General features: G+C 57.2%; 14 protein-coding genes. 6 read left to right on the forward strand and 8 right to left on the reverse strand.

Going from position 1 to position 14,110, the window contains the following annotated elements; genetic code table 11:
* Positions 1 to 7: 7 nt before the first annotated feature.
* Together FAES_RS26915 and FAES_RS26920 are read right to left on the reverse strand one after the other, a co-directional pair.
* On the reverse strand, positions 8 to 412 hold the full coding sequence (locus tag FAES_RS26915) for a DoxX family protein (RefSeq protein WP_015334368.1): 405 nt from the start codon (positions 410 to 412) through the stop codon (positions 8 to 10).
* A gap of 48 nt (positions 413 to 460) precedes the next feature.
* Positions 461 to 880, reverse strand: coding sequence for a VOC family protein (locus FAES_RS26920; protein WP_015334369.1), 420 nt, complete (start codon positions 878 to 880; stop codon positions 461 to 463).
* 195 nt (positions 881 to 1,075) lie between these two features.
* Here FAES_RS26920 and FAES_RS26925 point away from each other — a divergent pair, with 195 nt between their 5' ends.
* The 3 genes from FAES_RS26925 (at position 1,076) to FAES_RS26935 (ending at position 5,311) form a co-directional block, all read left to right on the forward strand.
* Positions 1,076 to 2,263 carry an acyltransferase family protein gene (locus tag FAES_RS26925; protein WP_015334370.1) on the forward strand — a complete coding sequence of 396 codons (1,188 nt, stop codon included), beginning with the start codon at positions 1,076 to 1,078 and terminating at the stop codon, positions 2,261 to 2,263.
* 154 nt (positions 2,264 to 2,417) lie between these two features.
* Complete coding sequence (ahcY, locus tag FAES_RS26930; protein WP_015334371.1) at positions 2,418 to 3,728, forward strand: adenosylhomocysteinase; 1,311 nt, start codon at positions 2,418 to 2,420, stop codon at positions 3,726 to 3,728.
* Between the two features lie 200 nt (positions 3,729 to 3,928).
* On the forward strand, positions 3,929 to 5,311 hold the full coding sequence (locus FAES_RS26935) for a PQQ-dependent sugar dehydrogenase (RefSeq protein WP_229364548.1): 1,383 nt from the start codon (positions 3,929 to 3,931) through the stop codon (positions 5,309 to 5,311).
* A 27-nt stretch (positions 5,312 to 5,338) separates the two neighbouring features.
* Here the strand turns inward: FAES_RS26935 and FAES_RS26940 are convergent, their stop codons facing one another.
* The gene (locus tag FAES_RS26940) at positions 5,339 to 6,187 is read right to left on the reverse strand and encodes an AraC family transcriptional regulator (RefSeq protein WP_015334373.1); all 849 of its coding nucleotides are present in this window, start codon (positions 6,185 to 6,187) and stop codon (positions 5,339 to 5,341) included.
* 198 nt (positions 6,188 to 6,385) lie between these two features.
* Between FAES_RS26940 and FAES_RS26945 the strand changes: the two genes are divergently transcribed.
* The 3 genes from FAES_RS26945 to FAES_RS26955 are packed head-to-tail and all read left to right on the forward strand — an operon-like array spanning position 6,386 to position 10,046.
* Positions 6,386 to 7,189 (forward strand): phytanoyl-CoA dioxygenase family protein, encoded by an 804-nt coding sequence (locus FAES_RS26945; RefSeq protein WP_015334374.1) that lies wholly within the window; start codon positions 6,386 to 6,388, stop codon positions 7,187 to 7,189.
* A gap of 9 nt (positions 7,190 to 7,198) precedes the next feature.
* The gene (locus FAES_RS26950; protein ID WP_015334375.1) at positions 7,199 to 8,119 is read left to right on the forward strand and encodes an alpha/beta hydrolase; all 921 of its coding nucleotides are present in this window, start codon (positions 7,199 to 7,201) and stop codon (positions 8,117 to 8,119) included.
* 4 nt (positions 8,120 to 8,123) lie between these two features.
* A complete protein-coding gene (locus FAES_RS26955) occupies positions 8,124 to 10,046 on the forward strand; it encodes a beta-L-arabinofuranosidase domain-containing protein (RefSeq protein ID WP_015334376.1) in 1,923 nt (640 codons plus the stop codon).
* A gap of 49 nt (positions 10,047 to 10,095) precedes the next feature.
* Here the strand turns inward: FAES_RS26955 and FAES_RS26960 are convergent, their stop codons facing one another.
* The 5 genes from FAES_RS26960 to FAES_RS26980 all read right to left on the reverse strand — a co-directional run bounded on the left by FAES_RS26960 (position 10,096) and on the right by FAES_RS26980 (position 14,092).
* The gene (locus tag FAES_RS26960) at positions 10,096 to 11,118 is read right to left on the reverse strand and encodes a cyanophycinase (protein ID WP_015334377.1); all 1,023 of its coding nucleotides are present in this window, start codon (positions 11,116 to 11,118) and stop codon (positions 10,096 to 10,098) included.
* Positions 11,119 to 11,231: 113 nt separating this feature from the next.
* Positions 11,232 to 11,915 carry a zinc metallopeptidase gene (locus tag FAES_RS26965; RefSeq protein ID WP_173401280.1) on the reverse strand — a complete coding sequence of 228 codons (684 nt, stop codon included), beginning with the start codon at positions 11,913 to 11,915 and terminating at the stop codon, positions 11,232 to 11,234.
* Between the two features lie 151 nt (positions 11,916 to 12,066).
* Complete coding sequence (gene rfaE2, locus FAES_RS26970; protein ID WP_015334379.1) at positions 12,067 to 12,549, reverse strand: D-glycero-beta-D-manno-heptose 1-phosphate adenylyltransferase; 483 nt, start codon at positions 12,547 to 12,549, stop codon at positions 12,067 to 12,069.
* 47 nt (positions 12,550 to 12,596) lie between these two features.
* A complete protein-coding gene (locus FAES_RS26975; protein WP_015334380.1) occupies positions 12,597 to 13,619 on the reverse strand; it encodes a lysylphosphatidylglycerol synthase transmembrane domain-containing protein in 1,023 nt (340 codons plus the stop codon).
* Positions 13,619 to 14,092 (reverse strand): DUF4293 domain-containing protein, encoded by a 474-nt coding sequence (locus tag FAES_RS26980; RefSeq protein WP_015334381.1) that lies wholly within the window; start codon positions 14,090 to 14,092, stop codon positions 13,619 to 13,621. Before FAES_RS26980 ends, FAES_RS26975 begins: the two co-directional genes overlap by 1 nt.
* Positions 14,093 to 14,110: the final 18 nt, after the last annotated feature.

Below are 14,110 nucleotides of genomic sequence, written 5' to 3' on the forward strand. Positions count from 1 at the left end.
TATTTTCTTAAACGCCCACCAACGGGCCGCGAGCCGAGGGAGTTGCTGCCGCCAGCAGCCGTTTGTGGTAGTAGACGTATGACACGTACCCCACGATCGGAATCACAATGATGGGCGCCCACGTACCCAGCGGTTTCCCACTCATGGCGATGCAATAGATAGCCCCCAGAATGTCGATCATCAGCCCAGCATAAGCCCATTCGCGCAGGCGCGGAAAACCGGGCACCAGCAGAGCAATCACCCCCAGCAGTTTAGCCCACCCTACCAGAGGTAACAAATAGGCCGGTAACCCTATTTCTTTGAACCCCTGCACGGCTTCGGGCATAACGATGATATCAGGAATGGCCGACCCCAGCATAACGAAGGCAAACAGACCCGTGGCAATCCAGTAAATTGTGTTGATTGTTTTCATGATTGACAGTGTATTTGTGTGTTGACTAGACAGTAGCGCGACAGCGAGCTAGGCGGCTTCCGGCTTGCTGAAGTTCAGAAACCAGTGGAAGCCGTACTGATCCGTAAAATCACCGAAAAGACTGTTCCAGAAGGTGTGTTCCAGCGGATGCAGCACCTCACCGCCCGCCGATAGCTTGGCGAACAGATCGGTGATTTCGGCTTCGCTACCGCATTCCAGCATCAGCGACACCGCATGCCCAATAACGTCGCCGGGCCCAACGTGCAAATCATCGCCCATGAGCATAAAGCTGCCCAGTTTCAGGTCGGCGTGCAGGATTTGGTCTTTTTTGTCGGCCGGGAAGTCGCCTGCCATCGGTGAGTCGCTAATCGGTAACAGCACCAATTCGCCACCAAGACACTCCTGATAGAACGTCATGGCTTCGCGGCAGTTGCCGTTAAAATGCAGGTAAGCAGTGAGTTGTGTCATAATTCTGTATTTGTTGTTTTGATCGGGTAACTACACAAAGATACAGGGGCACTACTGCCCGAATCGGGGGTAAAAGCGGCAACGTAGGGGGGCTTTTGCGCCATAGTTTTCGACCAGATCAGGGACCCCAAAAAGAGTGGTTCCGCACTAACTACAGACCGACTCAGTAACTTGTGAGGCAAGGCCTCCTTCTCCATGAACTCCTCCGGCACGCTGGCTTATCCGCAACTGACCTCGACCCGCTTTGTCGCGGCCTTTCTGGTTATTGTGTATCACTTCGGGATTTTACCCAGACAAGTCGTTCCTTTTCTCTGGTTCGACCAGATCCATTTTTTCAATCTGGCTGGTGGTTCGGCGGTCTATTACTTTTTCGTCCTATCTGGCTTTGTCCTGACAGCCGCCTACCGCGACAGGCCGCTTCGTTACGGGTTGTTTATCGCTAATCGGTTAGGTCGGATTTACCCGGTGTATTTCGTTGCCCTGTGTCTGACACTGCTCGTTACAAGCCTGCCTTCTGAGCACGTTGTCGGGTGGTTTCATACACCATCAATTGATGGCACCAAGCAACTAGTGAAGGCCGCGTTGCTGTCGGCAAAGACGCTGAGCAAACGGGATCTGTGCCTGTCTGTTTTGCTGCTACAGGGATGGCACGTCACTACCTGGCAGGCATTCAACGGACCGGGTTGGTCCTTATCGGTGGAGTTCTTTCTGTACCTGCTTTTTCCGTTTCTGTTGCCGCTTGTTCGTCGGGAAGCAGCAACCTACCGCCGTGTTTTTTTGATTGTGGGTATTGCAGGGTCTACTGCCTGCCCGCTGCTACTGGCATCGCCCCTTGTCGATAGCAGCCGGGGTTTTCTGTTTATTGGTTCTCCCCTGTTGGCTATCCCCGGTTTTCTGCTCGGCATGGTTGCCTACGAGTTTGGGTTGCGGTGCCGCCTGCCAGCGGGATCGCGGGTGCCTGCTTTCGTTTTTTTGGGAAGTGTCGGCGGCTGCGTTCTCTTGCTTAGTGTCTTTGAAGCCAGCGACTTTTTACTCAATCCGTTCTTCGCGCTGATTATCTGGAGTCTGTCGCAGGACACGTCGATTATCACCCGCACACTAGCGCATCCCAAACTGGTTTTGCTCGGCGAAGTGAGCTACGGGTATTATATCCTGCAACTCCCGATATTCCTGCTCGCCAGCCAATGGCTGCACCCGTTTGACGGCCTGACCGATACGACCTTTTTCTATCGGTTCAACGGCCTGTTGCTGCTGGTTGCCTGGGGAAGCTTCGTGGGCTTTGAGACGCCTGTCAGGCGCTTCGTGAAAACGATCACCGCCCGCATCGACCATCGCCTCACGCGCCTGGACCAACGCAGCCTTCCCTTGCCGAAATCGGCTTGACAGAAGACCTGAAAGGGGTTGATCCAGGCAATACGGCACGCTTGCTCCTATTTTTCGTGCCCAGTTACTAACGTGGTTAGCCATTCTGGTCGGGCTTCCTTATTTTTGTACTTTATTAAGAACAGCACTTAACAAACTGCTGGTAATCAAGATTATGCAAACGTCAACCTACGTCCCCTACAAGGTTAAGGACATTGCCCTCGCGGAGTGGGGCCGGAAAGAAATTCGTTTGGCCGAGGCCGAAATGCCGGGCCTGATGGCGCTACGGGCTGAATATGGTCCCAGCAAGCCACTGGCCGGTGCTCGGATTGCGGGTTGTCTGCACATGACCATCCAGACGGCGGTGCTTATCGAAACCCTCGTTGAACTGGGTGCCGATGTGACCTGGTCATCCTGCAACATCTTCTCGACGCAAGACCACGCCGCTGCGGCCATTGCCGCGGCTGGTATCCCCGTTTACGCCTGGAAAGGCATGAACGAAGAAGAATTCAACTGGTGTATCGAGCAGACGCTGTTCTTCGGTGAAGACCGCCAACCGCTCAACATGATCCTCGACGATGGCGGCGACCTCACCAACATGGTGTTCGACGTGTATCCTGAGCTGATCGGTGGGATCAAAGGGCTGTCGGAAGAAACCACGACGGGTGTTCACCGGCTGTATGAGCGCATGAAGAATGGCACGCTCCATCTGCCTGCTATTAACGTGAATGACTCGGTAACGAAGTCGAAATTCGACAACAAATACGGTTGCCGCGAATCACTGGTCGATGCCATCCGCCGCGCCACCGACCTGATGCTGGCTGGTAAAGTAGCCGTTGTGGCTGGTTACGGCGACGTAGGTAAAGGCTCAGCCGAGTCGTTGCGTGGGGCAGGTTGCCGCGTACTGGTGACCGAAATCGATCCCATCTGCGCCTTGCAGGCCGCTATGGACGGCTACGAAGTGCTGCCGATGGACGAGGCCGTTACCCGCGCCAACATCTTCGTGACGGCTACGGGCAACATTGGCATCATTAAAGACCGCCATTTCCGCGCCATGCGCGACAAATCGGTAGTGTGTAACATTGGCCACTTCGATAACGAAATCGATATGGCGTGGCTGAACGAGACGTACGGGCAGACCAAAAGCCAGATTAAGCCGCAGGTGGATATGTACGAAGTCGACGGCAAGGAAATCATCGTGCTGGCTGAAGGCCGGCTGGTGAACCTAGGCTGTGCCATGGGCCACCCGTCGTTTGTGATGTCGTGTTCGTTCTCAAACCAGACGCTGGCCCAGCTCGAACTGTGGACCAACGCCGACAAGTACGAAAACAAGGTATATGTGCTGCCGAAAGTGCTCGACGAAAAAGTAGCGGCCCTTCACCTCTCGCATGTGGGTGCTAAACTGGAACCGCTGGCGCAGGATCAGGCCGATTACATTGGCGTGCAGGTATCGGGTCCGTTCAAATCAGAACTGTATCGGTACTAGGCTTTTACGGCCACCGTCAACTTGCTTAAGGGCGTGGCTTCGGAAACGGAGCCGCGCTTTTTTGTTGGCTGGGTACGTTGCCTAACAAGAGGAGCCAGCATGAGCAAACAATGTAAAAAAAGAACATTTTTGAGCCGTCAATTACGTATGCGTACCGGTACCTATATACCTACACATACGTGTGGTAGCGCTTGAAGACCTTGGTTAAGCAAACACCTTTTCGCCTAATCGCCTGGCAGCAATGGCTCACTGTGAGCCTGTGGCTCTCCGTAGTTGGCTCAGTGTGGGGGCAGACGCCGCAACTGCGCCCAACCCCATACGTGACGGGCCTGTATCATCCGGTCGATATGGCGGCGATCGGGCCACAGCAGCTACTGGTCGCTCAGACCAACGGACAGGTCCGGCTGGTCCAGAATGGGGTAATCCAATCGCCCGTCGTGCTCGACATTGGCCCGCTGCTCTTTGACCTCGACTTCAACGGCATCTTCGGGCTGTGCGTGCATCCGCAGTTCGCTCAGAACGGCTACCTCTACGTGCAGTATTTTCGGAAGACGGACCAGGCGGCCGTCGTTGCCCGCTATACCTGCACGCGCACAGCGCCCATACAGGCCAGTCTGGCCTCGGCACAACTCATTTTCACGGTGCCTTACCCGGCAGCGGGGCATCGGTCGGGGCGCATTACGTTTGGGCCGGATGGCTACCTCTACATCAGCACCGGCGATTCGGGCGAGGGCGCGCGCGGCAGTCAGGGTGACCCCAGCCAGCTCGCCCAGAACCGGCAAAGTCCGTTTGGCAAACTGTTCCGAATCGATGTCGACGCTGCCACACCCTACGCCATCCCGCCCGACAACCCATTTGCCAGCCCGACCGACGGCGTTCCCGACGAACTTTATGCGCTGGGCCTACGCAACCCCTGGCGATGGAGCTTTGATAAACTTACGGGCGACCTCTGGATGGCCGACATTGGGCAGGATGGCTGGGAAGAGCTAACCGTGACGCCTGCCGCAGCCCCCGCTCCCCAGAACTACGGCTGGCCCTGCTACGAAGGTACCCACCCCTACGCCACCAGCGGGTGCAGCCTCACCACCGTTTTTGCCCAGCCCCTGCTCGATTACGCTGGTTACAACAACAACGGCCAGCAGGCGCGGTCAATTACGGGTGGTTTTGTGTACCGGGGCAGTACCTACCCTAGCCTGCGTGGCTGGTATGTCTACGGCGACTGGTCGCAGGGAACCCTCTGGACGCTGCGTCGCCCCACCAACACCACCTACCAGAACGTTACGCAGACACCGACCGTCGACGGATTGGTGTCGTTTGGCGAAGGCACCGATGGCCAACTCTATGCCCTGTCTTTCTGGAGTGGAACCGTCTACGCACTGGGTGTCTATACGCTCGGCAGCGCTCAAACCGGCAACTGGCAGGCACCCACCACCTGGACCTGCCAATGCGTTCCCGATGCCACGGCGGCCACCGTAGTGGCCGCTACCCACACCGTCGAGGTCAGCCAGCCGACACCTGCTCAGTCGGTTCAGCTACGCGGGACGATCCGGTTCTCCGGCAACGGAGCCTTACGATTTCAGTAAATGACTCGTTCAATGGCCCAATGGTATCTATTGTCGCAAAACACCCGCCCGGTACTTGCCGGGCGACGTACCCAGCCGGGCCTGAAAGAGCCGGTTTAGGGTACTGATGTTGTCGAACCCAGCCTGCGTTGCAATCTGGCTGATGGGCAGATCAGTAGCCGTGAGCAACTGGCAGACGTGCGTCAGCCGCACTTTGTTGAGGTAGTCGACAAATGTCACGCCCATGTGCTGCCTGAACCACCGGCAGAAGGCGTTGGGCGAAAAGTGGCAGGCATGGGCAATTTCCTGCAACGAAACCGGGCGCTGGTAATGCGTATTGATGTAATCGACGGCCGTCCGGATGCGGGTAGCGGCACCAGTCATTACGGCATGGCGCTGATACGCCTGTTGCAGGATCGGCTCGCGCTCAGGTACGTTGCTGAGCCGGTCAAGCAGTTCGATGAGCCGCACCAACGCCGCCGTACCCGTCTGATGCACCGTCTCTTTCAGCAACGTAACCAGCACAGCGGCGGGGTTCGGAAACGAAAGCCCACATCGGGCCGACTCGAAAAAGGCCGCCAATGGTTTACACTCGGCAAACGAATCGAGCAGGTTGGGCGGAAACTGGATGCAATACGCTTCGACTAACTCCCCTTGCTCATCGGCGTAGCTGACAAACGTGTGGGGCAGGCTCTCGCCAATCAGGAAAAGGCTTCCTTCGTCGTACAGCGAAATAGCATCGCCAATAAACCGCACCCCTTTCCCCCGTGCAAAGTAGACAAGCTCCAGTTCGGGATGGTAATGCCAGTGGGATTCAAAAGCCGGCTGGCAGAGCCGAAAGGCTTTGAACGACGCAGTCGCCAGGTTGGTAATCCCCCTTTCCAGCTCAGGTTTCATAGGCAGACAGCGGTGAGGAGATGACCTTCAAAATGAGCCAATATTACCAGTGTACTAGTACTAAACGATTGATACGGTTAATATCCGAAAAGTATTGGACTAAAGTGGTAAAACAGCAGCGTGCTTTTTGCGCGCACCTTTGCCTTATCCGAGCCGCTACGTTGGCTCCTCAGTTCAAGCTTATCACTATTCCTGTTTATGCCCATGCAATCACTGGATACGCCCTACGAACTCCAACCCGAGCAGATCGATTTTTACCAGAAAAACCGGTTTATCAAACTCAAACACGTGTTCGACGCCGACACGCTGGCCCATTACAATGACGTTATCAGCCAGCAAGTAGCCTCGATGAACACCGTATCTACTGCCCTCGACCAGCGCGACACCTACGGCAAGGCCTTTTTACAGCTATTCAACCTGTGGCGCGAAAACGAGGCTATCAAACCGTTTGTGTTCAGCCGACGGCTAGCCAGGATTGCCGCCGAGCTGATGCAGGTCGATGGCGTGCGGATGTACCACGATCAGGCGCTGTTCAAAGAAGGCGGTGGCGGCATCACACCCTGGCATGCCGACCAGTACTACTGGCCGCTCAGCAGTGACAAGACCATCACGGCCTGGATTCCGTTGCAGGCCGTGCCCCTGCCCATGGGGCCACTCGAATTCAGCGCGGGCAGCCACCGAATTGTGGAAGGCCGCGACCTGAAGATCAGCGACGACAGCGAGAAGCTCATCGCCGAAAAACTGCGCGTCACCGACTTTGCGCACGTCATCGAACCGTTTGAGCTGGGCGAAGTGAGCTTCCATTCGGGGTGGGTGTTCCACCGCGCCGGTGCCAACGTGACCAATCAGGTACGGAAAGTGATGACCGTGATTTACATGGACAAGGATATGCTCCTGCAGCAGCCCACCAACAAGAACCAGGAAAACGATTGGCATACCTGGTGCCCCGGCGCCGAAGTTGGGCAGGTAATCGATACCGAACTGAATCCAGTCCTTTACTAGCCCGTTCCGATGAACCGACTCGTCGCCTTACTGCTCGTTTGCTACACGTCGCTAACCTACGCCCAGCCTGTGCCCCGGCCCGTAGCGGGCACAATCAGGCGAATGGAAAACGTCGCGTCCAGGTTTGTCGAACCGCGCCACGTCGACATCTGGCTACCAGCCGGGTACAGCGCCAACAAGCAATACGCCGTCGTGTATATGCACGACGGGCAAATGCTTTTCGACTCGGCCACCACCTGGAATCACCAGAGCTGGGATGTCGATGACGTGGCTACCAGTCTGCTGGCGGCGCATCAGGTGCAGGACTTTATCGTGGTCGGCGTCTGGAACGCCGGGAAGAGTCGTCACGCCAACTACTTTCCGCAAAAACCATACGCCTCACTGACTACTGAGCAGAAAGCGGCTGTCAACCAGCAGCTTCAGGCCATCGGCCGAACGACCGAACCCTTCCAGCCCAACTCAGATGCGTACCTGAAATTTCTGGTCACGGAGCTAAAACCGCACATCGACAGTACTTACGCCGTTTACACCGACCGGGCGCATACGTTTGTGGCGGGCAGCAGCATGGGCGGCCTCATTTCCCTGTATGCTCTCTGCGAATACCCGGCAGTTTTCGGTGGCGCGGCCTGCCTGTCTACCCACTGGCCGGGCATTTTCTCGGTCGACAACAACCCCGTTCCGGCGGCTTTTTTCGACTATCTACGTACCCGGCTGCCTGACCCTAAAACGCATAAGCTCTATTTCGACTACGGCGATCAGACGTTGGACGCGCTTTATCCGCCGCTGCAACAGCAGGCCGATGCAGTGATGCGCACCAAAGGGTACACGGTCACGAACTGGACCACCCGGTTTTTCCCTGGCGAAAACCACAGCGAACAGGCCTGGCACAAACGGCTTGCTATTCCGCTCACCTTTCTGCTAACGAACTAAGCTCATGATGATGCTACCTCTGTGCCGCCTCTGGTTGGCCCTTACCTGGGGGGCCCTCACTTGTGTAGCCGCCCCCAGTCTGTTGATGGCTCAGGCGCCGCTACCCGAAACCTATCAGTGGCTGCCCCTTGGCGACGTAAAGCCGAGAGGTTGGCTCCAGGCCCAGATGAAGCAGGACTTGCAGGGCTTCGTGGGAAACCTGGACCGGCTGGTGCCCGACCTGATCGTGAAGGATGATATCTACGGCAAAAACCGCCTTACCACAAAGGTGAAAGCCAAAGACGTGGGCGCCATCGCCGAAAACGGCGACTGGAACGTGCAGTTCCTATGGTGGAACAGCGAAACCCAATCGAACTGGCGCGACGGATTTGTGCGGCAGGCGTTCCTGTCGGGCGATCTGAAGGCCCAACAGCGCGCCAAATCCTACATTACGGGTATACTGGCCACGCAGGATGCGGACGGTTACCTGGGCGTGTATGCCCCCGATCTGCGCTATAGGCTCACGGGCGAAAACGGCGAACTCTGGGCCAAAGCCACCCTGTTTCGGGTGCTGTTAGGCTATTACGAACTAACCAAAGACCCCCGGGTCTGGCAGGCGGTGGTGAAGGCCGTCGACAACGTGATGGTCAATTACCCGATCAATCAGTCGTCGCCGTTCAGGGCCGAAAAGCCATTCGCGGGACTGAGCCACGGCCTCGTTTTCACCGATGTGCTCGACCGGCTCTACCAGCTCACCAACGATCGGAAATACCTCGACTACGCGCTGTTTCTGTACACCGATTATTCAAAAAACGCCGTCTCGGAAACCGATATCCAGTTGCCCAATATTCTGGACGACAACTACCGAATGCACGGGCACGGCGTACACAGCTACGAGCACCTTCGCCCGCTGACGGTGGCCTATTGGGCGTCGGGCGATGCGCAACTGAAGCAGGCGCTGGATCGATACCAGCAACGAATCGAGCAACTGACGACCCCCACCGGCGGCCCCATCGGTGACGAATGGATCACGCAGGCGTCGGCCGACGCCACCCAAACCGGCTACGAGTATTGCTCATTGCACGAGTTGCTGCATAGTTATTCGATGCTCTTGCAGAAAACGGGTCGCCCCGCCTACGCCGATCAGATCGAGCGGCTGTTTTTTAACGCGGCCCAGGGCGCTCGCCACCCCACCCACAGCAGCATTGCTTACCTGAAAACCGACAATTCGTACGCGATGACCGGGACTCGAAACGGCGGAGGCGACCCCAAACAAACCCGCTACAAGTATTCGCCCGCCCACCAGGATGCTGCCGTCTGTTGCGTACCCAATGCGGGGCGTATTGCCGCCTATTATGTGCAGGCCATGTGGATGCGCCAAGCCGACGGGCTGGTGGCCAACCTGCTTGGGCCCTGCCAACTAGCCACGCAGCTTGGCGACAATGCTGTATCCATCCAGGAACAAACCGACTATCCTAACCAGACTAGTTTTGTGTTCACCATACAGGCGCAACGGCCCTTCCGGCTCAAAATCAGGCAACCCACCTGGGCCACAGCCGCCACCTGTAGTCACCCCTACGACCGCGAACCGGGCTACCTCGCCCTGCCGGTCAAGGCGGGTAAAACCGTGATCCGGCTGGCCTTCAACGCCGCCGTGATGGCGCATCCGTTTGCCAACAGCGAAACCTATTTCAGCTACGGCCCTTTGGTCTACGCTCACCCCCTACCGGCCCAAGAAGCCGTTGTGAAGACCTTCCCGGTGGCGGGGTTCGCCGATCGGACGTACCGCCCCGTCGAACTGGCTACGTATCGGTACGTACCCAGCAGCCCGGCAACGTACCTGAACTCGACCATCACCATCCGGGCAAAAAATGAAAAAACGCAGGTGATCGAGCCGATCCGGCTGGTACCCGTAGCGGGGACGATTCTGCGGCAGGTTACATTCTAAGCCCTTCTTCAGCCACCATATGACCTCGTTTAGGCCCAGCAAAATTTACCTAGGGGCGCATTTGCAGACCCTTGGTATCGAGGTACCAGTGCGTCACGCAACTGATTTGATTGGGCGTAGCGGTCCACGTTGTCAAATCGAACGTACCTGAGCCGTCGGCCGTCCCTTGCACTTCGATCGCCCGAAGCGCCTTCTTACCGCCGATCCAGACAAGCGGCTTACCCACAACGCATTGATCGGGCTTGCTCGGTTTGGTGGGAGCAACGAAATAAGCGACTCCTTGGCCAAAGACCCGGGCGAGGCCATTGGCATCAATGGCAACCGCCGTTTGCTCACTCACGCCAATGCCCCGCCCGGTCAGGTCCCAGTCGGTGCGCATCCGGGCCAGAAACGCCGCCAGCCTTCCCTGTCGTTTGCGCTCGGCAAAATGGGTATCTGTGATGGTGTTGGCCAGAAATGGTGCGTCGATAAAATCGTTGCGGCCCAGCATCAGGTTCGGGTGATAGGGGTCGCTCAGGGCTTCGGCCGAGGTAAGGCTCTCCCGAAAAGCCGGGTAATACAGCCCGCCCAATATGGCACAACCTGCGCTCGTACCACCCACGGGCACTTTCTTGGTATTGATGAGGTAATTGATCGCCTCTTCTACCTTCGAGTCCTTCCAGTAGTTGACATACTTGGCCTGGTCACCACCCGCGATAAACAACGCTTCGGCGTTGCGGATGGTCTGCGCGACGGAATCGTCGTTGGCCCAATCGCCTGAGTTCAGCAGAATGGTCTCGACCGAGTTGACGGATTCGCCCAGTTCCGAAAACAGGTATTGATTGTACCCATCAGCCCCACTCGCCCGCAGAATAACTACGTCGCCCCCACCAGCTCTTTTCAGCAACCACCGCATGGCCGCGGCCACGTCTGTACTACCACCCGCCAGCAGCATACCGGGCGTGGTGGTGGTGGTTACGTCGGCGGGGTCGCCGGTGAGCCAACTGGTGGGCGTATCAGGTACGTTGGTGGGCCTTAGTGCTAAACCAAGCAGGCTTAGTAAAGCCAGTGTCAGGGCGGATAGTCGATTCATGGATGGGTGGGGTATGTCAGTACTAGCACAGTTCGCGCCTACGTGACAGGCAAAAATAAAGCCCGACACCTTTCGGCATCGGGCTTCGGCTTAAATCTAGTCAGATTCGTCCGTTAATCGCGGCTACGTCCGTTCAGGATGCTCACGTAATAGAGCAACGTAGCCAGCGAACTCAGGGCGGCCACTACGTAGGTCATCGCGGCCCATTTCAGGCCATCTTTCGCTACGCCATACTCCCGCTGCGATACCACGCCGCGGCTCTCAATCCAGGCCAGCGCGCGTTTGCTGGCGTCGAACTCAACGGGCAGCGTGATGAAGCTAAACAGGGTCGTGACGGCAAAAAGACTGACACCGATCGTCAGCGGTATCAACGTGCTGTTGATCATCAGGATACCCGCCAGCAAAATCCACTGCATGTATTGCGAGGAGATGCTCACGAACGGCACAATGGCCGAACGGAACTGAAGCGGGCCGTAGGCTACCTTATGTTGCACAGCGTGGCCGCACTCGTGGGCCGCCACGGCCGCCGCCATCACACTCCGCCCATGGTAGACATCGGGTGAGAGGTTCACGGTTTTGTCCTGCGGGTTGTAGTGGTCGGTGAGTTGGCCCTCAACCGACAGCACGCGCACGTCGGAGACGCCGTTTTCATACAGCATCTTTTCGGCCACTTCGGCTCCGGTCAGGCCGCTGCTGAGCGGAATCTGTGAGTACTCGCTGAATTTGCTCCGCAGTCGCCACTGCACAAACAGGCCGACGAGGAACAGGATAATCATTAACAAATAAGCACCAGGCATGGTCGTTGGAATTGGTTACGGTTGCTAATACACGCTAACAACTCAGTAAGAAAACAAAGTGTTGGCCAAAAATGTCCCATCTCCCATTCCACTCGTCCGGCCGGGCTGCCGTTGGTCAAGGGCGAACGGCAGTCCGACTCTGGGTACGTTGTCAGCCGTAAGCTGCCACAATTTTTCCGATCAGCGCGGTGGTTGAGTAGCCCGGCACCAGTGCGATGGTCTCAACGCTTCCGCCGTTGCTCAGCACAAAATCGGCCCCTACGATGGTAGCCACGCTGTAATCGTCGCCTTTTACGAGTACATCGGGCCGCACGGCTTCAATCAGTTCAAGCGGCGTGGGTTCGTCGAACAACGTCACAATATCCACAAATTGCAGGGCGGCCATAAGCCGGGCGCGGGCCGTTTCGTTCACTACTGGCCGCAACGGGCCTTTGATCCGGCTCACTGAGGCATCGGTGTTGAGGCCTAGCACCAGTTTGTCGCCCAGGGCGCGGGCTTTTTCGAGGTAATCGATATGGCCCAGGTGTACGATATCGAAGCACCCGTTGGTAAATACCACGCGCAGCCCCTGCTGATGCCAATCGGCCACCTGCGCTACGGCGTCATCGCGGGTATGTATTTTAGAGGCAGTCATGTGATCAGGGCAGTAAGCTTATTTCGTAAAAATCACGTACGGACCAATCAGCGGCCTTCCCCGATGGTGGCCGCACCAACCGTCGGGTCGGCAGCCCGGCCCCGGCCCAACACAAGTAGAAACGCCAGCCCACCCGCCACGATGACCACAGCCCATTGCGACAGCAACATCAGCGTGGCCAGCGTTTGCCCGTCCTGCTTGGTGAGGCCATACAGCACCAGCGCCGACCCCACCATGATGTTGAACGAGCCCAGCCCGCCTTGCGTGGGCGCAGCCATACCGATACTGCCCATCATCAGGATGGTGAGCGCCGCTACCGGACCCAGGCTGGCGGTTTGTGGCATGGCGAAAAACAGGACGTAGGTCGAGAAATAGTAGAGCGTCCAGATGAGCAGCGTATGAAAAATAAACAAGCCCGGCTGACGCAGTTTCCGCACGCTTAGCAGCCCCTCGAGCAGGCCCAGCACGAAGGTTTCGACTTTGGCAAACAGCGCATTACGCCGCAGCACTTCTTTGTATCGGTTGTACAGAAACAGGGCCACGACGGCGCTGCCCAGCCCAGCGGCCAGGAGCCAGTACAGACCGGCTTTTGAGCCACCGCCGCCTTTGCCAGCAAATAACTCCATCACCAGATCGCCCAGCCGACCGGCTTCCAGCACGAGCGTCAGGCCGATTACCAGCAGCAGCATGAGTACGTCGAAAATCCGCTCGGCAACGACCGTTCCGAAACTGACGTTGACAGGTACGTTGTCCAGCCGGTTGAGCGTACCGCAGCGCGTTACTTCACCCATGCGCGGAATCAGCAGGTTGGCGAAATAGCCCGTCATTACCGACAGCAGGGCGTTGGTCTGCGAAGGCCGCTGCCCCACCACCGGCTCGAGCAGCAGGCTCCACCGGACGCCCCGGCTCCAGTGGGCCACCATGATGATGACGGCGTAGGCGCCCACCCACAGGTAATTGGCCTGCGCGATGGCGGCAAACATGGCGTCGAGGTCGATGTCTTTGAAGACATACCACAACAAGCCGCCCGCAATGGTCAGCGAGATGGCGTAGGTCAGCAGGTTTTTCATTACCGGATGCGGTTCGACTCGCGCACGAGCTTTTCGTCGCGACGGATGAAGCGGTTAGCCAGCGCATTCAGCACCAGTGCCACCACGATAGACCAGAAACCCGTCAGGAACGAACCCTGATCGGCTGGATTTCCGTACGATTTTCCGTTTATTAGTACGTTATACAAAATAACGCCCATGGAAGCCGTCAGCAGAATGGCATTGACGGCGCAAAGACCCATTTGCAGTAATCTTTTTTTGTACTGAAAAATGGCGACCAACGCGATGACGGCGATGATTACCAGTAGCCCGCCCAGATACCAAAGCGGCGTAACAAAGGTGGTAACACCTTGTTCATAAGCATATTGCAGCGAAGTAAGCTCGGCTTCTTCGCCAGGTTTGCTGCCGGGTTTCTCCCAGATGGGGTTGGCCAGCGTTACCCCCATAGCGGCGGCAATCAGGAACAGGAAGATACTTTGAATGCGTTGAATCATGATCGGACTCGAAAACTA

The sequence above is a fragment of the Fibrella aestuarina BUZ 2 genome, assembly GCF_000331105.1.
In the GTDB taxonomy this organism is placed as follows: Bacteria; Bacteroidota; Bacteroidia; order Cytophagales; family Spirosomataceae; genus Fibrella; species Fibrella aestuarina.